Origin of the sequence: Parapedobacter defluvii (assembly GCF_014642075.1) — a bacterium.
Classification (GTDB): Bacteria; Bacteroidota; Bacteroidia; order Sphingobacteriales; family Sphingobacteriaceae; genus Parapedobacter; species Parapedobacter defluvii.
This window is the reverse complement of record NZ_BMIK01000001.1, coordinates 71,508-97,057: the sequence shown is the minus strand read 5'-3', so window position 1 is coordinate 97,057 and position 25,550 is coordinate 71,508. Positions and strand designations below refer to the sequence as shown.

Annotated in this window: 19 protein-coding genes; 5 read left to right on the top strand and 14 right to left on the bottom strand. The window is 47.5% G+C overall.

Translation table 11 applies throughout. The annotated features are described in order from the left end of the window. Positions 1–2: 2 nt before the first annotated feature. The 3 genes from IEX60_RS00325 to IEX60_RS00315 all read right to left on the bottom strand — a co-directional run bounded on the left by IEX60_RS00325 (position 3) and on the right by IEX60_RS00315 (position 4,102). Positions 3–716, bottom strand: coding sequence for a LytR/AlgR family response regulator transcription factor (locus IEX60_RS00325; protein WP_188746235.1), 714 nt, complete (start codon positions 714–716; stop codon positions 3–5). Continuing rightward, positions 703–1,431 (bottom strand): sensor histidine kinase, encoded by a 729-nt coding sequence (locus IEX60_RS00320; protein ID WP_188746233.1) that lies wholly within the window; start codon positions 1,429–1,431, stop codon positions 703–705. Before IEX60_RS00320 ends, IEX60_RS00325 begins: the two co-directional genes overlap by 14 nt. Positions 1,432–1,567: 136 nt before the next feature. Next, positions 1,568–4,102, bottom strand: a complete 2,535-nt coding sequence (locus IEX60_RS00315) for a TonB-dependent receptor (RefSeq protein ID WP_188746230.1) — start codon at positions 4,100–4,102, stop codon at positions 1,568–1,570. Positions 4,103–4,736: 634 nt separating this feature from the next. Between IEX60_RS00315 and IEX60_RS00310 the strand changes: the two genes are divergently transcribed. From IEX60_RS00310 to IEX60_RS00290, 5 genes are read left to right on the top strand one after another with little or no spacing between them, the layout of a single operon-like run. Beyond that, positions 4,737–6,059 (top strand): IPT/TIG domain-containing protein, encoded by a 1,323-nt coding sequence (locus IEX60_RS00310; protein WP_229717331.1) that lies wholly within the window; start codon positions 4,737–4,739, stop codon positions 6,057–6,059. An 18-nt stretch (positions 6,060–6,077) separates the two neighbouring features. Then, complete coding sequence (locus tag IEX60_RS00305) at positions 6,078–9,212, top strand: SusC/RagA family TonB-linked outer membrane protein (protein WP_188746228.1); 3,135 nt, start codon at positions 6,078–6,080, stop codon at positions 9,210–9,212. Positions 9,213–9,228: 16 nt separating this feature from the next. Continuing rightward, positions 9,229–11,232 carry a RagB/SusD family nutrient uptake outer membrane protein gene (locus IEX60_RS00300; protein WP_188746226.1) on the top strand — a complete coding sequence of 668 codons (2,004 nt, stop codon included), beginning with the start codon at positions 9,229–9,231 and terminating at the stop codon, positions 11,230–11,232. Between the two features lie 14 nt (positions 11,233–11,246). Then, complete coding sequence (locus IEX60_RS00295; protein ID WP_229717330.1) at positions 11,247–12,182, top strand: BT_3987 domain-containing protein; 936 nt, start codon at positions 11,247–11,249, stop codon at positions 12,180–12,182. 27 nt (positions 12,183–12,209) lie between these two features. Further along, complete coding sequence (locus IEX60_RS00290; RefSeq protein ID WP_188746222.1) at positions 12,210–13,274, top strand: Ig-like domain-containing protein; 1,065 nt, start codon at positions 12,210–12,212, stop codon at positions 13,272–13,274. Positions 13,275–13,378: 104 nt separating this feature from the next. Here IEX60_RS00290 and IEX60_RS00285 read toward each other — a convergent pair whose 3' ends face one another. The 11 genes from IEX60_RS00285 to IEX60_RS00235 form a co-directional block, all read right to left on the bottom strand. Continuing rightward, positions 13,379–14,257 (bottom strand): DUF5777 family beta-barrel protein, encoded by an 879-nt coding sequence (locus tag IEX60_RS00285; protein ID WP_188746220.1) that lies wholly within the window; start codon positions 14,255–14,257, stop codon positions 13,379–13,381. A 4-nt stretch (positions 14,258–14,261) separates the two neighbouring features. Then, a complete protein-coding gene (locus tag IEX60_RS00280) occupies positions 14,262–14,816 on the bottom strand; it encodes a YceI family protein (RefSeq protein WP_188746218.1) in 555 nt (184 codons plus the stop codon). Between the two features lie 22 nt (positions 14,817–14,838). Beyond that, on the bottom strand, positions 14,839–15,204 hold the full coding sequence (locus tag IEX60_RS00275; protein ID WP_188746216.1) for a hypothetical protein: 366 nt from the start codon (positions 15,202–15,204) through the stop codon (positions 14,839–14,841). 4 nt (positions 15,205–15,208) lie between these two features. Next, positions 15,209–15,610: an OB-fold protein gene (locus IEX60_RS00270; protein WP_188746214.1), complete on the bottom strand. Its 402-nt coding sequence runs from the start codon at positions 15,608–15,610 to the stop codon at positions 15,209–15,211. Between the two features lies 1 nt (position 15,611). Further along, positions 15,612–16,448 carry an Omp28-related outer membrane protein gene (locus IEX60_RS00265; protein WP_188746212.1) on the bottom strand — a complete coding sequence of 279 codons (837 nt, stop codon included), beginning with the start codon at positions 16,446–16,448 and terminating at the stop codon, positions 15,612–15,614. A gap of 17 nt (positions 16,449–16,465) precedes the next feature. Further along, positions 16,466–18,049: a DUF6029 family protein gene (locus IEX60_RS00260; protein WP_188746210.1), complete on the bottom strand. Its 1,584-nt coding sequence runs from the start codon at positions 18,047–18,049 to the stop codon at positions 16,466–16,468. Then, a complete protein-coding gene (locus tag IEX60_RS00255) occupies positions 18,050–18,544 on the bottom strand; it encodes a TlpA family protein disulfide reductase (protein WP_188746208.1) in 495 nt (164 codons plus the stop codon). Next, positions 18,534–19,004 (bottom strand): DUF4625 domain-containing protein, encoded by a 471-nt coding sequence (locus IEX60_RS00250; protein ID WP_188746206.1) that lies wholly within the window; start codon positions 19,002–19,004, stop codon positions 18,534–18,536. Before IEX60_RS00250 ends, IEX60_RS00255 begins: the two co-directional genes overlap by 11 nt. 126 nt (positions 19,005–19,130) lie before the next feature. Further along, positions 19,131–20,840 carry a RagB/SusD family nutrient uptake outer membrane protein gene (locus tag IEX60_RS00245; protein WP_188746204.1) on the bottom strand — a complete coding sequence of 570 codons (1,710 nt, stop codon included), beginning with the start codon at positions 20,838–20,840 and terminating at the stop codon, positions 19,131–19,133. 60 nt (positions 20,841–20,900) lie between these two features. Next, entirely contained in the window at positions 20,901–24,236 is a 3,336-nt protein-coding gene (locus tag IEX60_RS00240) for a SusC/RagA family TonB-linked outer membrane protein (protein WP_188746201.1), read from the bottom strand. Positions 24,237–24,518: 282 nt separating this feature from the next. Next, a complete protein-coding gene (locus tag IEX60_RS00235) occupies positions 24,519–25,487 on the bottom strand; it encodes a FecR family protein (protein ID WP_188746199.1) in 969 nt (322 codons plus the stop codon). Positions 25,488–25,550 lie beyond the last annotated feature (63 nt).

Below are 25,550 nucleotides of genomic sequence, written 5' to 3'. Positions count from 1 at the left end.
GACTAATCTGACATAAGATTTTTAAAATCCGATCGATATTGTGCAGATATCGGAAACCGGGAGATGGTCCCCCCCTCCGTAAAAGAACAGGAGACCCATTGTTGGGTATAACTCATAATTGTATCCGATGCAATGATGGTTTTGCGGTTAATCCGGCAGAATTCCTTTTCCGGCAATAAACGAAGAAGCTGGTCAAAGGTGATATTCTTTGCCAATACACGGCTACCATCCCGGTAAACGATTTCCTTATCACGCCGGTCGTTCGCTGCCACTTCGACGAAAGCGATTTCCTTACTCTTTACCCGTACTTTTCCCCTATTGGTATTTAGCTCGAAAGCATTTTCCGTTGACCTTCTCGCTGCCAACAAATCCCGGACTTTTGCGAAGGCTTTCTCCAGGCGATCAAGCTGATAGGGCTTACGCAAGTAATCGACAGCGTCCAGATCGAATGCTTCCGCAGCATATTCTTTGTGGGCAGTGGAAAAAATAATCACCTTGCCTTGCAGTCGCCGAGCCAATTGCATCCCATCTATACCAGGCATACGAATATCCAATACACACACATCAAAATCCAACCCATCTATCTTATTCAGGAATTTCACCGGATCATTAAAAGACTTCACGACTTCAATACCCGATAACTGACTGCAAAGCATCTGTAAATATTGCAGTGCAGGAAATTCGTCATCTACCAGTACACATCTAATGTTCGGCATGAAGCTTAATCTCAAGTCTTACCTGATATACATCACCGTCTGTTTCTGTGGTCAACCGGTAGTGCTCCCCGTAAATCCGATCAAGGCGATTTTTGAGAGCCTTGTTCCCCAAGCCGCCCCGTTGGTGTTCACCTCCGATTACCTTCGGCTGAATCTTGTTCGAAACCGACAATAAGAATAGATGATCCTTCACCTCAAAAATCACTGAAATAAATGAGTTTTCGCTTTGGATATCGGCGTGTTTAAAAGCATTTTCAATTGGATTAATGGAAATAAACGGTGCAATCAGCAAATCACCGCATCCCTCGGGAATCTTTTTCCGAACATGGAGGTCAAAGAGCGGACTTATTTTCAATCGGTTAATCTCGATTAGATTCTCCGCAAAAGCAATCTCCTCTTTTAGGCGAACAAAGTTCGTATCCGATTCATAGAGGATATAATCCAAGATATTCGATAGCTTATCCAAGGCATAATAGCTCTGATAAGCGTGAGATTGTATCGCATTCAGTGCATTTTTAAGCAAATGCGGGTCCAACTTATATTTGATGACATCCGCCACCATATCAGCGGATGTCTTGTTTTTGTCGATCTTATCGTTCAGTTTACGCAGCGCTCTTCTGGATTCAGCCAATCGGCGATAGAAAACAACTGCCCATACCGCGCAAAGTATAAATAATACAAACCATATGAATGAAAACGGCGGATCGAACATCATTACTTCTGAATCATCAGTTACAAAAATTAAGAAAAGATTGGGTAGCACAAAATAGTATCTGCATTATTTACAATGAACAAAAAAAGCGCCCGTAATCGGGCGCTGATAATTTATGAATTGAATGGAATTTAACCGCCTAAAAAGTGTAGCGCAACGTGATGCCATATGTCCGCTGATCACCCAACACACCGGCATAATGCCCTGCATTTCCCGCACCGGGCAGTAATTGCTCAAAGTAATCTTTATTAAATGCATTGCGCACCCAAAGATACAGTGAAACACCATCCGCTGCCCGGAAGCCAGCCCTCCCGTTTAATAACGTATAGCCATCCACGACCAGGTATTTAGAAGGGGAAGGGTTGGAAGAAAAGGACGACCGATAGAATCCATCTACCGCGAAAACAAATTCGCCTTCCTGTCCAAACAATGAAGTGGTCCGGGTAGCTGCTTCCCCGCCGAAAGATGCCGCCCACTCGGAAATGCCGGGCAACTTCCCACCTGAGATATCCTTGAACGTAGGACCACCCGTTTCTTCCAAAGGTGGCGGCGCATTGGTAAACCGCACATAGGTACCGTCTGTATACGCTAACGACCCATAGAGAGAGAAGAAGCTGCTGAACCGCACCATACCGTCAAACTCTACGCCCCGTACCCGCACTTTTTCGGCATTGGCCAAATAACCCCGGTTTACGGATAAATCCGCAGCCTGCACCTGCGCTTGATAGTTTTTCACGTCGGTATTATACACTGTCAGGCCCAGGGAAATGTTTCGTGTGGGCTGAGCTTTGACGCCAACTTCATAATGCCGGACACTTTCAGGCTTGATCACCGCAAGTTCCAGCATCGGCTGGCCATTCGAGTTGGGGAGTCCTCCCAAATTAAGTCCTACAGGCTTAAAACCTGTAGAGAACGTTGCAAACGTATTGATTTTATCACTGGCTTTGAAAGCCAATGTCAATTGACCCGAAACGTTTGTATCATCAATGTTTGCTTCAAAAGCCTGATCTGAATAAACCACTTTTTTCAGCGCCAATAAGTCAGGGTCATCGGTTTGCAAACCTCCATAAGTTTCCCTACGGAAATTAACGGATTTATCGTCATAATTCACACGGATACCGGGCAGTATGCGTAACCGGGAGGTAATGGCCCAGTCGACCTGTGCAAATACCGCTCCGCTGAATGTCTTCAAGCTCGGATAACTCTTAATCCCATAACCCTCGAATAATCCCGGTGTTTGCCACAGCTCACTCTGCGAATTCTGTGCAAATCGCCACTGATCGCGACCGGATTCTTCTGTATGCGCCGGGTCTGCATTGAGTTGCTGGCCAAAAGCAAATACGCCGATCACTGCGCTCAGGTTGGAAGACAGGTCACCCGCCCACCGCACTTCCTGGGACCATTGGTCATGGCGCGAGGGTGCCTGCGACAAGGCGAGTCCCTGCAGACCGGTAAAGTCCCGATCATTGGACGGATTCCAATTCCAGAAGCGCCATGCAGTGGTGGAAGTCAGTGTACCCGGTCCTACTTTTACATCCACATTGGCGGAGACTCCTCCCAGGTCCTGCCCTGACCGCCACGGCGTATCGTGATCTATGACGCGGTCAAAGGGATTTCTGCTGGGTAAGTCATAGCCCAAATCGGCAATGATCTGTTCAAACTGCTGGTAGGGGGCACGCTGTGTCGGTGCCACCCCGGCAAATACTTGGGCATAACCATCCGGGCGTTGCCGGGTTAAATCACCCGCAAGTAGGATCTGCAAATTATCCGAGGGTTCATACAACAATTGTCCCCGAAAACCGAGGTTATTCAGGTCATTTACCCTTTTTTGGGTAGCAACGTTATACAATAACCCGTCCCGCTGCGTACCACTGAAAGATATTCTAGCAGCCCAATGGTCCGCCAATGGTCCGCTGATGGATGCCTTCGCCTGTATGAAGCCAAAGTTGCCGTAGCTCAGTTCTGCCTTCCCTTCGGGAGTAAACGTGGGCTTGCGGGTGGTTACGTTGAAAGCTCCTGCAACCGTGTTTTTCCCAAACAACGTGCCTTGCGGACCCCGCAGTACTTCAATTTGCTCAACATCAATAAAATCAAGGGTAGTGGCTGCCGTGCGCGCATAGTATACTCCGTCGACATAGAATCCCACACCGGGATCGATACCATCATTCGTTAGTCCAAAGGTCGTACCCAAACCGCGGATACTCAACCCTGTATTGCGGGGATTGGAAGAATATAATTGTACCGTAGGCACCATTTCTTTCAACCGGTTTACATTGAAGGCTCCACTTTCTTCCGCTAATGCGCCGCTCACTACAGAGACTGGTATCGGCACGTTCTGTAATAACTCCCTGCGGCGGCGCGAAGTGACCACTACCTCCCCTAAATTCGCTGAGCGCCTAACCAATTCGATCGTGGTTGGGCTTTCGGTTACAACAACTTCGCGTGTTTCATAGCCCACATAAGATACAATGATGGTCAAAGGTAGCTTTTGCCCCGTGACAAAACGGAAGTGCCCTTGTTTATCTGTCTTTGTGATATGCGTCACGCCCGCCAGCTGCAAAGTTGCACCCGTTAACGGCTCCTGTGTAACCGAATCGAGCACTACCCCTTCTAACGTTGCATTGATCAATGGAGTGGTTTCCTGGGCGTTTGCAAATGAAAAGATTCCTAACATCCCTCCAGCAACAAAGGATGGCAATAAATTCGAAAACCTTCGTAGTAGTCCAACCATAGTATAATAGATTACATTTTAAATCCCGCCAAAAGTATACTAAATTAGTAGACATTAAAAGGTAGAAAAATGGCGTATTTAGGAAGAAATTATACGTAAAAACAGCAGCTGTCTTGATCTATACAGGTAAATCATAAGCCTTATGCGCTTTGGACAACTCCCAATAGAAGTTGAATAGCGATCCCCGGAGAAAGTCAGGCTTAGAGTGCCATTGCGCTTATTTTAATCGCTCATACAAGCAGGATAGTACAGGTTGCTACAATTAATAGTGGTGATTAGATTTGGGACATTATAAACCAAAAATTCCTAAAGAATGAGAAAAAACATTACTTATCATGTGCCTTTTCCAAGCTTTTTAATGTTCCGGTTCATTGCCTATCCAATAAGCAACACAACCTAAGTCAACTTCCTATAGTAGACAAATTAGAAATTTCTTAGCAAATCGGGAAATAGCTATTTTTTGATGGCGGTATCAGTGATGTGATGAACAAATCGCGCGCTGTTATGCATATTAATTCGCTTCGTTCGTCTTTTATTAGATAAACGAATGGACCATAATAACCTTAAATTTTATTAAATGAAGTGGATAGTAAAGAGAACTGGTCTTTGTCCTGTTAAAATACACATACTGCTAGGCATTGCACTGACAACGATGATGTCATGTAAGGACAATGATCTTAAAAAAGAAGGAGGAACATACGATCCAAATTCCCCGATTGAATTAACGTCCTTCTACCCTGATTCAGGGATCTATCTGGAGAAAGTTATGTTGACTGGGAAAAATTTTGGTAGTGATCCAAAGCAAATACGGGTTTGGTTTAATCAACGAAAAGCTGCGGTAGTTGGTTCCACCGGTGAGCGGATGTATGTGCTCGCACCTCGATTACCGGGAGACACCTGTGTGATATCCGTGGCCATCGGTTCGGATTCGGTTATATTTCAGAAAAAATTCCTATACCACACATCCGTGACCGTTACAACTATAGCTGGCAACGGCAGCCGGGCAGAATACCGGGATGGAGATTTGACCCAATCCATTGTCGCACCGCGATACCTTTGCGTGGATAAGGAAGACAATGTCTTTATGATTAACAGGGATGTCAATATGTACCACGTTGCCCGTATCGATGAGGAGGCCAATGAATTGATTACCGTAGCCCGTGATGTGGTAGCCAATGTTCCGGCTGCTGACCCGCTTACGGGAGTGATTAGTTTTCCAACTGAAACCACCGTCGGTTCTTTTTATACGCTGGATCCCCAAGAGTTTTGGGCTCCACGCATCCGCGAAATGAAATGGCCCGCAACGGGAGATCGGCCTGACGCGGGATGGAAACATTGCATGGTTTTTAATCCAGACGATGGATTTATCTATACCCGCTATTACTACGGCCATATCGTTAAGATTAATCCGAGGACCTATGAGGTGGAGACCATCTACAAGACCGAACAGGGTGACAGCTATGGGCTGACGTTTAACCCGCTGACGCCCAACATCCTTTATATCTCGTTTTTCGGCAATGCCGGTGTCAACGCCAACAGCATCTGCAGTATCGACGTAACCGATCCTGAAAATACCTTTAAAAAACTAACCGGATCAACATCAGGAGGACACCGCGATGGCCGATTGGAAGTTGCACAGTTTAGAAATCCAGAGCAGATTTTCTGCGATGCCGATGGCAATATTTATGTGGCAGACCGAAGTAACCACTGTATCCGCAGAATTACCCCCGAAGGATTAGTGGAGACCGTACTCGGCATGCCAGGAACTGCCGGGTGGAGAGATGGCGGTAAAGAAGAGGCTCTATTTAATAACCCTACCGGTATCGGGATCAGTAGTGATGGTTCGGTATATGTGGCGGACTTTGATAATAACCGGGTTAGAAAGCTTTCCGTAAACTAATAATCAAATCGCAACTACATGAAATATATAAGGTGTTTATTGTGGATACTTTTATGTGTATCCTCCTATATTGCCGCTGCACAGGAGCGGACAGCATATACCATGCAGGGTGTGGTTTATGATGAAAATGAAAAGCCGTTGACGGGTGTGTCCATTTATCTCCGGGACAAGATCACCATTGGTACGGTGACCGACGATAACGGCCGGTTCAGTATCCGAGCATCCCGCGGGGATATGATTGTTTTCAATTTTGTCGGATATGAAAAGGTGGAATACCTGGTGACCAATGAAGAAAAAAATATCGAAATCCGGTTTACAGAAAAAGCCGAAGCATTAGACGAGGTGGTGGTAGTGGGGCTGGGAAGTCAACAGCGAAAGATTTCTTCTGTGGCTGCTATCACATCTGTAAACCCGAAAGACTTACAGACACCGGCTCCGTCCATCGCCAATTTGCTGGGTGGCCGCGCAGCGGGTGTCATTTCCTTGCAAGCCAGCGGCGAACCGGGTAAGAACATTTCAGAGTTCTGGGTGCGCGGTATCGGCACATTTGGCGCCAATGCGAGCGCACTGGTATTAATTGACGGTCTCGAAGGAAATATAAATTCCATCGATCCAGCCGATGTGGAAAGTTTTTCCATCTTGAAAGACGCATCAGCTACAGCAGTTTATGGTGTACGCGGTGCGAATGGCGTCGTGTTAATCACTACGAAAAGAGGGCAGTCCGGCAGATTAAGCATTACCGGACGGGCCAATTCCACCTTGTCTTATTTGAATCGGATTCCTCAATATTTGCGAGCTTCCGACTATGCCAAGCTGGCTAACGAGGCGAGGGTTATACGGGGCGAGACCCCGATTTATACAGACGTCGAACTTGATATTATCCACGATGGGCTGGACCCGGATATCTATCCGGATGTCAGCTGGCAGGACGAAGTATTGCGCAAACAAGCCTTGCGGCAGGGATATTACGTAAGTGCCCGTGGAGGTGCACAGGTCGCCCGCTATTTCCTAAGCCTCGGGTTTACCAATGACCAGGCAGCCTATAATTATGAAAAGAATAACGTTTATGCAGCCAATACCGGCTACAAAACCTATAATTACCGCGCGAATATTGACCTGGAGCTATCACCCACCACAACGTTATTTTTCGGTACAGATGGCTTTCTATCCGTCCAAAATAATCCGGGTATAGCCAATACAGATTACATCTGGTATGCACAGTCAAATCTGAATCCTTTGGTTCTTCCCGTGCTCTATTCCAATGGACAGTTTCCTGCCACATCGGGTACGCTATCGTTGAGATCACCAAATGTCATGATAAATCACATGGGGCGGCGCACCGATACAGAATACCGCGGCAAGTTCACGCTGCAACTGGAGCAAAATCTGTCCATGTTTTTAGACGGATTGAAGATCAGGGCGCAGGGCGCATATGACCTCACCAGCCAATTCTGGGAAAGCCGCCTTACCGAGCCTGCGCTGTATCAGGCAGTAGGTCGTGACCAGCAGGGCGAGCTGATTACCATTGAGCGTGTGCCGGCAGGCACGATCACGTACGGTTATAATACCAATCAATTCCGGAAATATCATTTTGAAAGTACATTGAACTACGATAAGATATTCGGGAGTAACGAAGATCATCGCGCATCCGCACTGATCTACTACTATATCAGTGATCAGAAATGGGCATGGGAAAATGGTCGGTCCGCAAACAACCTAAACGCGATCCCAATCCGTTACCAAGGGGTATCCAGCCGTTTGACCTATGGATTTCGCGACACTTACATGATCGATTTTAACTTCGGTTACACGGGGTCTGAAAACTTCCAACCCGGCAGGCAATACGGTTTTTTTCCTTCGGTTGCAGGGGGATGGGTACCTTCAAATTACGAGTTTGTTAAAGATCATTTACCCTGGATTGATTTGCTGAAAATAAGAGGATCTTATGGTACTGTAGGTAACGATCGCATTAGTTCGCGCCGCTTCCCATACTTGACATTGGTGGATCGCTATTATACAAATCCGTGGGGAACTTCTGCTTTGGTTGAAGCCGTTGGAGAATCGATCGTAGGGGCGGATAACCTGGAATGGGAAAAAGCCATAAAAACCAACATAGGTATTGAAGGGACATTTTTTGATCACAAGGCACAATTTGTCTTTGACATATTCAATGATCAGCGCAATGGCATCTTTATGCAGCGTGTACAGGTTCCGTCCTATGCCGGTCTTGTTAACATGCCTTTTGGCAATGTGGGCAAGATGCGGAGTTACGGCGCCGATGGAAGTGCGAGTTTCACCCAAAAACTGGGTGATGATATGAACTTCACGGTACGGGGCAACTTTACCTATTCAAAAAATGACGTCCAAAACTGGGAAGAGGCGAATCCGAAATATCCCTATCAAGAGATTTCTGGCTACCCCTATAGCGCAATACGTGGTTATCAGTCAATCGGATTATTCAAGGACTGGGATGATGTAGAAAATAGTCCGTCACAATTTGGCACGGTTATGCCCGGAGATATCAAATACAGGGATATCAATGGCGATGGCCAAATCAATACGGACGACCGAGTTCCCCTATCGTATAGCACTTACCCGTTGGTGATGTTCGGGTTTGGTGGTGAGTTCAGGTATAAAGATCTAACATTGGGTGTACTTTTTAAAGGTACCGGTAAAACAGACTTTTTCCATGTAGGCTATAACATCCCAAATATAGGCATTAATGGCACGGGTTATATCCCATTCTATAACGGCGTTAACGGCAATGTTCTGTCACTGGTGAACGATCCGTCCAATCGTTGGATTCCCCGGGAGTACGCCATTGCCAACGGCATCGATCCGGCACTCGCGGAAAATCCCAATGCCCGATTCCCGCGGTTAACTTATGGATATAATGAGAACAATTCACAGCTCTCCGATTTTTGGAAAGGTGATGCGCGTTACCTACGCTTGCAGGAAGTAACGCTTAACTATAACCTGAGGAAACCTTTCTTGCAGCGTTTGAAGATCACGTCGGTTGATTTCCAGTTGATCGGCAACAACCTGGCAATTTGGGACAAGGTAAAACTGTTTGATCCAGAGCAGGCCGTTCGAAACGGTGAGGTATATCCAATCCCATCGAGCTTTATTTTACAATTATATATTAACCTGTAAAAGAAAAATACTCACTATGAATCCATTAAAATTAGGCAGGTGGTTCGTTATAGCGGCAGGTCTGTGTCTTACCGGATCTGCCTGTAAGGACTTCCTGAGTGTAGATAATTATTTCAGCGAAGAATTGAAACTTGATTCGGTTTTTGCCCAAAAGCGATACGTGGAAGCCTACATGTGGGATGCTGCAAGCATGTTTCCGGATGAAGGTAATTTTTTCATCAACAATGTTACGCCGGGCCCGCTGGCTACCGATGAAGCCTTCACAGCGTTCCTGACACTTCACGGCTACAATGGGATGAAGTTTGTCTTGGGCGAAATAACCGCAGCTAACGTTGGTTCGGCCGCTTGGGGTACCTATTACCGAATCATCCGGAAGTGCAACACCATTTTTGCGCGCATTGACGAGGCTAAAGACATGACAACGAACGAGCGATTCGAGATCCTAGCTTACACGCGGTTTATCCGTGCATATGCATATTATAGCATATTAGTGGACTATGGTCCGCCCATTTTACTAGGAGATGAGATTATTGAGTCGAATGCGCCACTCACTGACTATGACCGACCACGGAGCACGTATGATGAGGCTGTCGAATATATCTGTTCGGAGTTTGAAGAAGCAGCAATTGCACTTCCTGCATCAGGGGCTCTGATGGACTTCGGCCTGCCGACCAAGGGTGCTGCGTATGGTTTGGTAGCTAGACTCCGGCTTACCCATGCCAGTCCTCTGTACAATGGTGGCCTGGCGGCACGCTCCTTTTTTGGCACGTGGCGTCGGTCTACGGACAATGCCCAGTATGTGTCACAGACGTACGATGAGCGGCGTTGGGCTTTGGCGGCTGCGGCTGCGAAGCGTGTGATGGACATAAGCTTGTCCGGCGGTACTTCCTACCGATTGCATACGGTAGGTGCCGATTCAGATACTCCGCCCCTTCCCACCGGTGTAACCTCCGATCCGGATTACTACAAGACTTGGCCGGAAGGTGCCGCAGGCATCGATCACTTCAAGTCTTATTCGGATATGTTTACCGGTGAATCGGTGATACCTACCAATCCGGAATTCGTATGGGGCCGCAGGAGCGGCGCCATTACCAATAATACACAGATGGTTTTTCCAGAAAAGCTGAGCGGATGGAATGGCTTATGCGTTACCCAGAAAGTAATCGATGCGTATTCGATGGTTGACGGTCGTACGATTGATAATTCCAGTCAGGAATATCCATATACCGAAGTCGGATTCGCCGGTTCATCAAAAGCATTTTCAGGATACCGGCTAAATGCGGGAATCAGCAATATGTACGCGAATCGGGAAATGCGTTTTTATGCATCCATCGGATTCAGTGAATGCTACTGGCCAATGAGCTCCTCCACATCATCGGGTTTTTATAATCAGACTATTACCTATTACTACGACTCACCCAATGGAAAAGGTGGTGTTGGCTCGGTAACAGACTACCCGATTACCGGGTATGTTATTAAAAAATATGTCCATCCTTCCGACGCATGGGGCGGAACAAACGCCCGGCGAATGGATAAAGCATTTCCAATCATCCGATATGCCGAAATCCTGCTTTCCTATGCAGAAGCACTGAATAACTTAACTACCAGCCATACGGTGGAAGTCAATGGACAAACCTATACATTCAGCCGGGATATGGCAGAAATCAGAAAGGCCTTTAATCCGGTACGCTATCGAGCGGGATTACCTGGCCTATCGGGCAATGAAGACGCCGAGACAGTACAACGGCTCATCGAAAAAGAGCGTATGATTGAATTCCTATTTGAAAACCGGCGGTATTACGATGTCCGTAGGTGGGGAATCTATGAGCAGACAGAAAGTGAACCCATCCGGGGTATGAATGTAGAAGGGACTAAAGAAGTATTTTATACCAAGGTGGTACCGAACACGTCACGTATCGGAGCACGCATCGTGAATAAGCGACTTGCCCTACTGCCCTTACCCCTTAATGAAGTTCGGATATTGCCTTCGTTGGATCAAAATCCAGGATGGGAAAACTGATAAAGAAAACGAATATGAGACGTTCATTTAGAAAATACACAGCGATTGTGGCATTAGCGGCGCTGTCTATCTCATGCGATAGAGATGAAGTTTTTACACGGGAGCAATATAAAAATGTATTTGCACTGGTAAGTGGTAGCGGTAACGTGGCTTCTAAGTTTCATGATCTAGGGGGTGAATCCGCAGGGTATGTCGCGGCTTCGCTTGGAGGGACTAACCCTACGGCCAACCCGATCGAAATAAACCTGATTGAGGACCCATCGTTAATTGATGCGTATAACAAGATTAATTTTGACGTGGATGTTTCGAAGTACGGTCGCCCGCTCCCGGCAAGCAAATACGATATCGAAACGTATTCGTTCACGATTCCGGCGGGCGAAATCAGTGGACGTTTGCCCATCCGAATTCGTCCCGATGGGCTGTCTCCCGACTCATCTTATTTCATTCCACTGCGCGTAGAATCGCATTCTTCCTACGAGGTGAATCCCGAGAAGAGTTATTTACTGTATCAGGTAAGGACGAAAAACTATTGGGCGAAAGCCGATGGAAATACGATCTACAGCATGCGGGCTAAACTTCGGCAGGATGGATCGACATTCGAATTGCAACTGCCAGGTTCCAAAATCATGCACCCCATCAGCGAGCGTGAAGTCCGTATTATGGTAGGTAATGAGACTTACTCATCCGAAGTTGGTGTATTTAATCGTGGGGCGATTATTCTCCGCATAGGCGAAGACAACAAGGTGACGATCTTACCTTACAAAGACGTTGAAATATTACAGATTGACGGAGATAAGGACTATCCAAACACTTTCTCAATAGAGGATGATGGTTTCAAGACGTATAAAACATTCCTTTTACATTATTATTTTCGGATGTCAGGTACGGTCTACGAAATGAAAGAAGAGCTGAGACTTGAGTTTGATCCGGACGAAGAAGTCAAGCTGTAGCATGTTTAACGATTAAAAGTTTTTCAGATGAATAAGATACTAAGTTATGTATGCTTCGCTTATCTGCTTACCATTTGTTTCATGGGATGCGACAAGTATGAGGTAAAGGAAATCCCCAAAAGTATATATGTGGATAAAGAGTCGGTTTCCCTTTTTGTCGGTGAGCAAATGCAACTTACCGCTAGTCCAACCGACGGCACATACAATTATCAATGGACAAGTGAAGATCCTACCGTTGCAACGGTCAGTAACAGCGGCTTGGTCCAGACAGTTGGTGCCGGTACGACAAACATCATCGTGACTGGCGGTAACGCAAAAACCATAGTACCGATTACTTCGGTCGTTCGTATTCCGCTGGAAGATGCCACGATAAGCGAAACATCGCTCGAACTAAAACCCGGAGATCAGAAGAACCTTTTGGTGACTCTCATTCCGGAGAATGCGAACGATGTACCCAATCGCCAATGGATTTCTGAAGATCCGGACGTCGCTAGGGTAACTGAGAATGGAGAAGTGACCGCGATGAGCGAAGGCGTAACCGACATTATTTTCCGTGCAGGAGAGGTTGAAAAACGGGTATCGGTAACTGTCTCAACTACGCGTCCGTTTAATGGACCACATATCATTTCTGTGGCCGGCCCCCTTCATTTATATGCGGCTGATTTTGATTTCGGAGGGGAAGGATACGCTTTTCACGATGCGGACGCGACGAATCCGCTAAACAACGATGATTACAGACGTGGTAAAGGTGACACCGAGAGTTTCTCGGTGGAAATCGAAGGAGATGGCACGAATATCGGCTATATCAATGCGGATGAGTGGTGGCAGTATACGGTACACGTACAGGATGCAGGCGAGTACTGGCTAGATGTCGCCTTGTCTGCCGCAGGTGATGGTAAGTTCAGAATTGAAATCGATGGGGTAAACGTAACCGGTACAGTCGATGTGCCAAATAACGGGTCCTGGGCCGATTGGCGCTTTTTCCCGAATACGCCCTTTGTTGTGAACCTTACTCAGGGAACCCATAAGGTCAAATTTTACACCGAACAGTCTGGATTTAACCTGAGGGGTATGAGGTTTGTTAAAAAATAATCATTCCTATTGAGGGTGTCTCCTACATTTGCTTGCAACAAACATAGGAGACACCTTCTCTAAAATGGAATTTTCTGTTTCGGCCAACAAGGATGAACTTTGTCCTAATGGAGCGTAAAAACCCGGGATATATTAAACCCAAAGTGCAATTGCCCTTTTTCCCATTTCGAAAGGGTATTCGTAAACAAGGAGCGCTCGCTGATGCCTGATGCATTGGAGAAAAAGAGTTGGAAAACATGACCTCCGGTTTCAATATCCAACCCAATCGTCAGCGGATCGACATTCTTTTCTCTTTTGAAAGGTTCCGGCACATAGTAATATTCCACGGTAAGTGCCGTCCTTTTACTTATTTTATACCTGCCACCGAAGCCCAGCGCACCCAAGGTGTTCTTTTCTGAAGCAGCACTTGTCATATTGAAATGCAGTAAAGTAGGCATCAGTTGAAGGCTTAACTTTTCATTAAACTTCCGGGCAACTAGCAACTGATGCAAATACGTCACCCTGTTAAAAAAAGAGAGGTTTTCGACACTGTTTTTTTCCGTTACCAAGTATACACCCGCCAAATAATTGACCGTTACGGGTACTGCTGTTTTCGTCTGACGCAACACACGGATTTTGGCAAAGCCGTCATATTCTTTGTTGAGTGTACTCCTGCCGATCCCAGTCATTAGGTAATCGGTAATTCCATAATCGAAACCGATCCGTGTGACGGCATTATCCAGCCCAAGGAAGTTATACAGGCCGTCGCTGAGCCGCCCGAAGCGGTGATTGATCCGCAGATCCAGCACACCTGCCTTGCACTGTTCAACGGTGTGCGCGTTGGCTATCCTTGTCGTTTTAAAAGTAGCGGTAACCTGATTGTTTAAATCATCCAGGTAACTCAGGTCTTCGTCAAATCCGATGGTATCCTGCTCCTGAGCGGAAGCAGGTAACGTAAGCAATAAAGCTGAAAAAACTAGTAGGTAATAGAGATACCTTTTCATACAGTTAGGGTTTGCTGAGCGTACTTCGTACGTTGATCTCAATGTTCTTGGCTATTTTGTTTTCTACCAGTTTCGGTATTTGGATGTCATAATCTGCCGGGGATAATGAAAAGGAGGCTTCCACTTTGATGGAATCACCGTTGCTGACGACAATATATCCGGGCACACGGATCGTTTTGGCTGTTTTTTTGAGGGTGATGACCCCATTGGTCCGGACCGGGTAGCGACCGGGCTTTTGGAAGTCAACATTTCGGATATCCTCGATGGTAAACCGATAAGTAGCTTTTGGATACGTGTCGCTTTCCATGTAATTTTCGTTGAAATGCTCCTGCAACAATGCCTTTTTAAATTTAAAGGACTTTATCGGGATAATAAACTGCCCTTTGGCTTCACTCACAATAAGCTGAGCAGCTACGTCGTTGTTTTGGGCTTCGATCAGCTCCTCCGGAGCCTCCGAACGGAAGGTTACCTGTCCGGTACGGGTAAGGTACTGTTGCGCACGGGCTACCCCGGAAATGAGCAAGAAAGACAAAAAAGCGAGGAAGAAGAATCGTTTCATTTTTGCTATTTTTACGGTTACATTAATTGTTGGGGGCACCGGCATCTACCCAGGAAGTGATCTTCCCGATCTGACAATCGGAAAGCTTGGAAGCATCTTTGGGCATCGCGGATACACCCGGTTCATGGTTGATGCTTTTTAAGAGCAGTCCGTTGTCGGCTTCCGCCTTTACCTCATCGTACGTAGTGAGTGGAAAAGTGAGTACAGTACCTGCATGATGGCAACCGCTGATTGCACACGAAATGCTGATAATGGGTCGGATGTCAGCAGCATACGACATATTGATCGTATTGCAATCGCTTGAACCGGACAACTCCTCCAGGCTGTTTTTATAGCATGCAGATAGCAGGACAACCGCGCTACCGATAAAAATGATTATTCGCTTCATAGTTTTATTCCAGCAGTTTACAGTCGTCCAAAATGACGGCTACGGTATATCCATTGCAGAACCCGCTTACATTTATCGTATCTCCGACGCCGACTTCGATTTCCGGCGCCTTAAATGTGCATTGCACTCCGGAAAAATCACGATGCCCTTTTATAAAAATCACCTGTTGCCCCGCATCATTTTTGGAGATCTCTTCCACAACTCCTTGCACCGTCAACGCCTTATTGAGGTATTTTTGGTTGGCAGCTGTTTCATCGTCTTCAAAAGCTTGGGTAATCGTCGCCGCAGTGACATGTTCCGTTCGGCGACCATCGATGCTACGGTGGGGTTTGTTCCAAAGGTACAACGCAATGGCCACCGTAATGAGCACCAATGCCAGCAGCAGGTAGGATATATTTTTGTTCACGTTAAAAATCAATTGCTTTTCCGATGGGTACCGTCCGGCTGTTCACGGAAACCCGGCTGGAAAAACCCTTTGCTTCGACAACATAAGCGACAAACGATAGGTTATCCGTTTGGTATTCTGCGGGAACCGTGTAGACAAAGGTCTTCGAATAGGTGCCGTCCTCGGCCAGTGAGCCTATCGGGTCTCCAAAATAATTTTCACTTAGGAATGCGCGCAACACGTGCTGGTGGCGGTAATCGTCAATCCATTGCTGGCTGCCGTTAACCAGGTCTGCCTGCCGGTACGCAATGTCATTTTCCACCACGGCCACCGCCAAGCGGTAATCCGAAGACGATTTCCCCTTGTTGGCCACCTGCACTTCCACACGGACGTTGTTATCAGTTGTCAACGTGGAGCTCAACGCAATGCCAATAGGTGCCGCAACGTTTATACGCCCTGAAAAAGCATCGCTCGAAGCGTCGAACATACCCACCGAAATGAGGTCGTCCCGTTGGTCCAGGATCACGGCGGGATACCCCGTAACTCCGTAAAAATAATTCTGGAATTGCTGATATCCCTTGAATTCCATGGGATCGTCTTCTTCGAGCCGCCCATGTATACTGACGACATCAATTCTTCCCGGATACGTTTTTTCTGACAGTTCCTGTAATACGTTCGAAACAGCCGGACAGTAGACGCAATCGAAAGAAACAAATTCCATGATCAGTACATTTTTGGTGAAAGGCGATGTATCCGGATCGCCTGTATCCGGGTTTTCAATCGTTCCGCCCCCTTTGGCACAGGCGCTGATCATAAGCGCGAGTGCAACAAGGAGCTGTAGCACACTGATCTTTTTCATGATGGGATACGTTTTTGTCAAAATGATGAAATAAGGGATAAATTGAAGCCGGTGTAAGCAGGCATATACAGACAGACGCCACCCGCGCAGATCACTCCTTCGCGGTTTCTTCCGTAGTTGAGCGCCAGGCGCGTGCGCGACATTGTATAGCTGCACCCTCCGTTGTAATAATGGACATCCGTATCTCCGTAATTGTACATATCGCCGACGAAACAGGTCCACGCAGGGGAAATCGCAAATTCGGCCATTCCCGCCGCCCAATTTTTCTGATAATCATTGCTCCAGAGATGCTGCATTTCGAAACGGAACGACCGCACAGCCGAAACTTTCCAGGTGAGATCGGCAACGGCCACCTGCGAAAAATACAGCGTATTCGCTTTCCCGATGACGATGGGGTTGTATACCTGATTGGAATAGAGGAGCAGCAGCTGAAATGAAGGGCTGATTTTCTTTTCCAGATCCACATTGATATCCTGGTAATAACGCGTATCCCCTTTGTCCAAAAACGCATAGCCCCCCACTACATCTCCCTTTAAGTTATAATACGTGGAAGCATTCAGGGCCACTCTTGCACCGTATCTACCGCCGAGCCAACTTCCCCGCTTCAACCGATAATGAAGATCCAATTGCCCACCGATTTCGCTGTTTCCCATCGCGTTATGGGGTTGCAGATTGGCAAGGGAATAACTGTATTGACGTGTCAACGCCGGCAGGTAATTCAGATCGCGTCCGATGCCGGCAATCCCGCGGGACGTACCGAACTGCATGTATTCCAGCCTTCGGAAAGACAGCAGACTACCGAAACCGGATGCGGTATAACCTGCCTGTAACAACAGTGCACTGCCATCTTTATTCGCCTGGCCGTTGTAGGCACCGGGATCGTTCGTCTTATAGGCATATTCACTCTCCAAAGTGAAGCCTCCGGCTACCCAGTTACCGCCAAACGAATACGCATTTACGTTCGGATCAATTGCCGCCTGCCCTGTGTAACTCACATATCGGTTGATGTAGTTGGCTTCTATAGTGAAGGATGAACGGTTAAGCCCCAGCAACGCCGTCCAGTCGACCTGAATACTGGCCCCTTTCACTACTGATTCTGCCCGTTCCATAAATTCACGAGGCCGTCCCGCGAGTGCTTTCAAGCGAATGCCGTTTCCAAACGAATAGGAAGCCCGGATTCCCTCCATGGCCGTGTTAAGCCCCAACGCCCGCTCTTCGTACGCACGGAAGATCAGCCCGTTACTAAATTGCTCGTAAAAATCACCCGCCGTAACCCTAAAGTTGCTGTCCTGAAATGAGGCGTACTTCAGCACCAGATCGCTGCCATGCAATGCAGTAGGCAACCCCTGCAATACGGGAAGATAGGCTTCGTATTGAATCCCTGCACTGAATTTATGGTATTGATAATCCAATTTGAAATAATTGTTGGATCCCAGATTGTTTTCCGGGACGACCGCTCCGGTTTTCCGGTCATCCCGGTAATAAACAGAGTTCGACTCAAAGCCCCCCGACAGGTGATGCTGTGCCAGCAAATACGGCGATGCCGATGAGAGCACAGCAAATAAGAACATACGTTGGATACCGCCTTGTCTCAGTCTCACTTACAGCCCTTTCAATATTTCCAGCACCTTCGCTTCGCTGCCCGGGTTGTACCCAATGCGCGAATAGACCACACTCCCTTTGGTATCAATGACAAAGAGGTGAGGAATGACGCTCACGTTCAGCGCACGTTTAAAATCCTGGTTTTGATCCAGCAGGATGGTAAATGGCCATTCGTTCGCCGCTACAAACGTGCGCACTTTCGTCGCCGACCGTGCATCGTCGGCCGAGACCGCCACGATGTTGAATTTGACTTCCCGCTGCCAGTCCTCCCATTGCTCCGAAAATGCGTCCAGTTCCTGCAAACAGGGCTTGCACACCGTTGTCCAGAAAGTAATCACAGTAGGCACGCCGTCATCCAACAGCGACCCAACATTAACCGTCTCCCCTTTCAGGTTGTTTACCTGGATGGCCGGCAGGCGCGTCTGTGCCGAAACCATGGTGGCAAACAGCCAAATGACACAAAGCCATCCAAGCCGGTATACATCAATGCTCATGTTCGTGCTCGTGCTCGCCGCCGCCCTCTCCGACTTTAACGGTCACATCTTCTTCAATGGATACGGCCTGACCTTGCTGGTCGGTTACCGTCAGCCGGAATAAGTAATCACCGATCGGTGCATCCTCAGCCAGTGTCGGATGATCGTGAAAAGCAGCGATCTCTTTTTGTCCGGTATAATCACCCGTATACTCTTTGGTGAAGCTGTAGGTTCCGTATCCGCTCTTCTGGATAATTTCCAGGTCTATTTTCTGGATGAGTGCTTCTGCGGTAATCTTGGCTTCAAAGTGTATTTCATTCCGATAGATGATCCGGTCATCCGGTGAGTCGTGCGTCCCCAAATGAATCAACTCTATTTTCGGAGCCGCGGGTTTTACATCGTCCTCTTTGCTGCAGGATGACAAGGCTATCCAGCTTAGGTTCAAGAGAATCAATACGCCCCATAATGTTTTTCTATTCATGTTATTCTGTTTTTGGGATAAATCCCGATTATTATTTTATAATTATAAGTCCTAAACCGACGTTTGCCGATGGTTTACCAGCAAAACGCTGCCTGTTCAGCCTCGGTTGAACAGGCAACGTGCTCATTAATATCCCGGATTTTGAACGATACCCAACTCATTACCGGACAATCCTTTCGGAATCGGAAAACGGTAGAATTTGCCACTTACATTATCCGTTTTTGAGTGGAGGTGTTTGTACACCTTCGCAAAGAACGGATAATTGGTCTTCACGCTACCCCCTGTACCGTCCTTTTCCGGGCCGAATTTGGCAACCTGAGAAGCGACGGATTTGTAGTCGTCCTTGTAATACTCAAATTTGGCTACATCTGTCAACACGGTGCTGACCAATTTGCGCCAGCGCACCAAATTTGACCAATGACGTTGTTCGAAAAACAGCTCCAGGTACCATTCCTGTTCCAAATCCGCCTGTGTAAGCGTCGTATACGTATCCAAGCCGGCCCGTTCGCGCAATGGATTAATCACCTGTGCGGCCTCATCGGCTCTACCCAGTTGAAGCAGCGCTTCGGCTTTGATGAGCAACACCTCGGCAAACCGGATTTCAATGCGGTTGATGTTATTCGGCTGGCCCGCTTCGGATCCCGGAGCTACTTCCGGATAGGAAGCGTTGCGATGGATAAATTTGCCGATACGTGGCGAAGTAACTGGAAATACGTAGTGGTATTCCTTGAAATCGGCCGCCTTCGAAGGAGAGGTCACCAACGGTTCATCCTGGTTGTACAGATGGTCGGTGATCGAAAACCGCTTACGCTTGTCATCATCTGAAAAGCGATCAATCAGCGTAACATCTGCCGGCCCGATGTGGTTGTCTTGGTAGAGATCGAAACGGAACGTGAAGGGACAGTGTGTTTGGTGGTTGCCCTGTGCATCCCCCAGCCCATCGCCGTCGTGGTGAATGGTAAAGATATGTTCCGGAGACTTGTTTTCAGCCGGTACACCGAAATTGTCTTCAAAGTCGGCTTCCAATCGGAAATTGCCATTGTTAATCACTTTGTCGGCATACTCGATTGCTTTCTGAAGCTTGTCGTTATCCCATGCTACCGGTGCGGGGTCTGCCTTGCCTCCGGCGACGGCAGCCACTTCATTTTGGGAAAGCGGTTTGCTGGCCCAGGTGAGATAGGCACGGGCCAGGATGGCATTGGCGGCACCCTTGCTGGGATTGGAGCGGATCTGGTCAAAGGCGGGCAGATCGGCCTCTGCCTCTGTCAGATCCTTTACGATTTGCGCGTAGACTTCATCAATCGGTTTACGCGTGGTTTGCTCGGCTTCCGAAGGGACGGTATTCAGGATCAGTGGCACTTCACCCCAAAGATTCGTGAGGTAAGCGTACCCCAGTGCACGGATGAATTTAGCCCTCGCTCTCGCCAGGTCAATCGTTTCCTGCGAAAGCCCCTCTCCTGCCTGACTGGAGTCGGCCTTGCCTATCGTCCGGTTCGCCTCACCGATGCTGACGTAGAGGTAATTGAAAATTTTGGTCGGGTACCAGTTGTTTACGTCGGTTTTGAACTGGCTCACCAACGGGCCGGCTTCGTCATCCGTACCTTCGAAGCTGATGGTGTGCTCGCTGGTAGACTCCAACAGGAACGAATACGACGAACTGAGCCGCTGCCAGGGTGGATATGCGGCGTTTGCGGTAGCAAGTGCTTCCTGGTCGGTTTTCCATACGGAGTCTCCCGTGATCACATTCGGATTGTCCGGGTCATTCTTTTTGCACGAGTAAAGTGCCAAAGAACCCGTGATGGCCAATACAGCCAACTGGTTAACGTACTTTGTCATCTTATCAAATTTTAAAATGGTGAACGATTAATGAATGATTACTAAACATGTTTGCATTTCCTAAAACGATACATTAACTCCCGACAGGAAGGTACGGGGCATGGGATAGGCCCCCAGATCGACGCCCCTTGAAATTTCCGGATCGTACCCCTTGTAGCCCGTCAGTGTAAGCAGGTTTTGACCGGTAACAAAAACCCGTACCTTTAACGGCAGATTCCGCAGAGTCGATGAAGTTTTTCCCAACGTGTAACCAAGCGTAACGGTTTTCAGCCGCAAATAAGAAGCATCTTCGACGTAGCGGCTGTCCAGCTCGGACGAAAGCGGCGTGTTGGTAATGCGCGGAACGGTGTTGGAAGGATGGGTTTCTGTCCAGCTGTCCAACAGTACTGCCGACGCATTGTATGCGTCGTTGGGCCTTTCCAGGTAGCGGCGCAACTGGTTGTATACATGGTTGCCTTTCGTCCCCTGCAACAAAACGAACAGATCGAATCCGTGGTAATTGACGGCAGATGAAAAACCGTAAGTCAGATCCGGCTGGTTGCTGCCCAGGACCACACGGTCATTCAAATCGATGTGATTGTCGTGGTTGGCATCTTTATATTTAGGATCTCCCGGCTGCAACGCGGTATATGACGGACTGGTAGGCAGTGCTGAAACGTCTTCATTTTTCTGCACCACGCCTTCAAACACCAACCCATAAAACGAGCCCAGCGGCTCGCCTATCCGCAATATTTCCTCCCCCAGCAGCTTTTCCGTGGCGTTATTGAACAATTTGGTAATCCGGTTTCGGTTATACGCAACATTGGTTGCAATGGACCATTGCAACCGCGGATTGTCTACCACGACTGCGTTCAACGAAAGCTCTGCTCCCCGGTTGGTCAGATTACCCACGTTGACCAACTGTTCGTTTTCTTCTCCCAGCTTCGGCGGGATCAGCAACAGCAAGTCAGACGTCTGCTTGTAATACACATCTGCCGCTGCCGAAAGCCGGTTGTTGAAGAAGCCTACATCCACGCCGGCATTGTATTGCGAAGTCGTTTCCCATTTCAGGTCTTCGTTGCCGCTGTTGCCTACACGGTAAGCCACCTCTCCACCGTAGTGCGCCGCTTCCAGAAACTGCAGGTATTCATAATCCCCGATCTCTTGGTTGCCGACACTTCCTGCACTTATGCGGAGTTTCAGGTTGCTTAGATGCCTTGCATCTTCCAGAAAAGGCTCTTCATCGACATTCCACGCCAGACCGAGGGAAGGGAAAAGGCCCCACTTATGATTCTTTGCAAAACGTGTCGAATAGTCGCTTCGGAAATTGGCCGTCAGGTGATAGCGGCCATACAAGGCATAGTTGACTCTTCCTAATAACGAATAGAGGCTGCTTCCCGTCGCCCCGCTGAATATAGGTCTGCTTCCATAGGGGGTGCCGTCCTGTAGATTGTCTACTCCCAGGTCTTCGTTCGTAAAGCCTGAACTCAATGTGGATACGAAATTCGTTTTCGTATTTTGGAACGTAAAACCTGCCAGCACATCGAAAGCATGTACCTCGTTTACTGCTTTCTCATACGATAAGGTAAATTCGGAAAGCAGGATTTCCGACCGTTTGTTGCCAATCCCGCCTACGCCTCCGGGTTCAAGACCGAGTGCTGTGTAAGAAGGTGAAAAATAATTTTGGGTAACATACCCTATGTTGCTACCCACGCTGGCCCTCGCCGTAAAGCCCCGTGCGGGCTTATACAGGGCATAAAAATTGCCGAGTAATCCAGTATATATGGTTTGTGCTGTGCTGTTCACCAAGTCAGAAATCGGATTGGCGGTAGTGTTGCCCTGGCGCAGGTAAGCATATTCAAACGGATTGTTATAGTTATAGCCGCCATTGGCACTGTATAGCGGCACCACAGGGGGTATATACAGCGCATACGTCAGGGAGTTGGCTATGCCCGCCGAATAAGGCGAACTGTTGTAATTTACTTCTTCAAAGGTTGTCAGGCTGTTTTGTGTACTTTTGTTGCCCGTCAGGCTGATCCCAACCTTCAAGCCCGATAGCACTTCACGGTCATAGTTTGCCCGTCCGACAAAACGGTTGAACCCCGAGTTGCGTACCACACCCTCCTGGGAAAGGTGGTCTCCTGAAAGGAAGTACTGCGTTTTTTCGTCCCCGCCACTGATGGAAAGAGAGTGATTTTGCGTAATGCCTGTTTGCAATACAGCGCTTTGCCAATCGTATCCTGTGCCTAACTGTGTGATCTCCGCATCACTGTAACCCGGTTTATTCAGGAAATAATCCTTTTGCATGCGTGCCCACTGGGCAGCATTGAGTAAATCCAATTTTTTTGCTGAATTAGCAGCGCCAAAGGAATACCGATAATCGACCAACGCACTTCCTTTCTTTCCCCGTTTTGTAGTAATCAAAATAACCCCGTTAGAACCGCGGGAGCCATAAATAGCAGTTGCCGATACGTCTTTCAGTACTTCGATGGATTCGATATCCGAAGGATTAAGTAAATTGAGCGGATTGAATTCACCTTCAATACCGCCAAATCCAGCCTTAGTTGAGGAATTGTCACTGAAAAAAAGAAATTCATCAATCACATATAAAGGATTGTTGCTCGCAGTGACGGAATTGCCTCCCCGTATGCGTATTGTGGCCGGGGCTCCCGGTTGTCCGGAGGTCTGCGTTACACTGACACCCGCTACGGCTCCGCCCAATAATACATCGACGGAAGGTGCAGTATTATATTCGAGGTGCTTACTGGAAACCGAGGCAATCGCACCGGTTAAATCTCTTCTGCGCTGGGTACCATAACCCACAACAACCACTTCATCTATTCCGCTGTGTTCGGGCTGCAACACGACTACGAGTTCAGATTGCCCCGGCACTAGTAAGACTTCCCGGGAGGTAAAACCGATATAAGAAAATAACAAAACGGCTTCCTTATCTGACACCGACAGCCGAAACTTACCATCGTTATCGGTTACGGTGGTTCTATCCGTTCCTTTCCAGCGAACGTTGACCCCGGGTAGTACTTCCCCTGTTTCGTCGGTCACCTTTCCATTGACCTGACGTTGCTGCAATCCAGCAGAAATCGCCTCTCTCCGGTCCGGACCGGCACTGTCCCGGATTGAACGCTTAACGATGATATTGTCTCCTACCGCCTGATATTCAAATCCTTTTCCCAACAACATTTCATCAAGCAATACGGCAAGGAAAGGCCGTCTTTTTTTGACTTCTACATGCGTTTCGTTGGCAATTTCAAGGTCATTGTAAATAAACCGATAAGACGTTTGTTCTTCGATGAGGTCAAATAACTCTTTTATCGAAAACCGTCCGGCAGAGACGCTTACCTGCACCTTCTTCAGACCCTGCCCAAAGGCATGATTGGCCATCAGGATCGGTACCAGCAACAACAATAAAAATGTAACGAGAAATGACGCCCGGATAACGAAATGGATATTTTTGGGCTTAATATATCCACTACAACAGCCTATACATTTTAGGCTTGAATAAAAATGCATAAATTTGAGAGGATTTAATTGTTTACGATTATTCCAACACGGCCGCTTTACCAACTGAGGTCCGAATTCAGTGATTGGTAAGGCGGCTTTTCTTTTCGTTCAATCTCTAAGGTGGCATCACTCTTCGCACTATTTTATCTATCATTTTAGTAGTCTTTTTGTCCAAAAAAATTACCCGCAGCCCACCCCGGATAACAATACTGTTTTACCATCTTCCGAGAATGCATAGTCTATATTATTTACAGAACAAAGCATCAGCAACAAATCTTCCAGTTCCACGCCTTGTCCAAAGGCGGCCGTGTATACGCAATCGGCTAAATCCGGATTCTTAAATTGGATAGTTATATTATATTTCCTTTCCAATTCATTGGCTATCCGATCCAAACGCATAGCATGGAAGCGGATTTCCCCCGATTTGATTGCGATCACATCTTTTAAATCGGCCCTACCGATCACAGCTTGGTCAGAGGACACCTCATAAACTACCCGATCTAACGGATGCAAGGTAGCCAGTTCTTGTTGTTGACGGGTTACCGCAACACTACCCTGTTCTACCGCCACTGCAATTTCCCCTTCGTCCGGATAAGCTTTGATATTGAAAGCAGTACCTAACACTCTTGTGCATAGTTTTCCGGTATGCACCGAAAAAGGGTGCTTATTATCGTGCACCACTTCAAAAAACCCTTCACCTTCAAGTACAGTTATACGATTTTGCGTAAAATTATCCGCATATTTCAATGAGCTGCCCGCATTAAGCCATACCTTGCTGTTATCAGGTAACGTAAGTTGCTTCACTTCGCCTCCGGGGTTAGTCACCGTCACGAAGCGGAAGGATGCATCCTCCCTTCTCCAAAAACCACCGGTATACAACAAGAGGCCGACAGCAATTAATACCACGAGAGATGCAGCGATTTGCCAGCCGCTTAGCCAATACCTTGGTTTCCGTTCAACCAGCTCTGGAATCCGATTACCCAGCTGCCTGAATATCCGATGTTTGCCGTTTGTATTCCAACCGGCATTCTCACCAACCTCCTCTTTGTAGTTTGATTGATACCATTGCTGAAGCTTTTGCTTCTCAGCATCGGTAGCGATTCCCTTCACATATCGCTCTACTAATTCATGTAGTTCATTGATATCCATGATGCCGTTAAACTATATATATAGTACCACAGCTCGTCATTTACCCTTGCTCGAAAAAAAAAA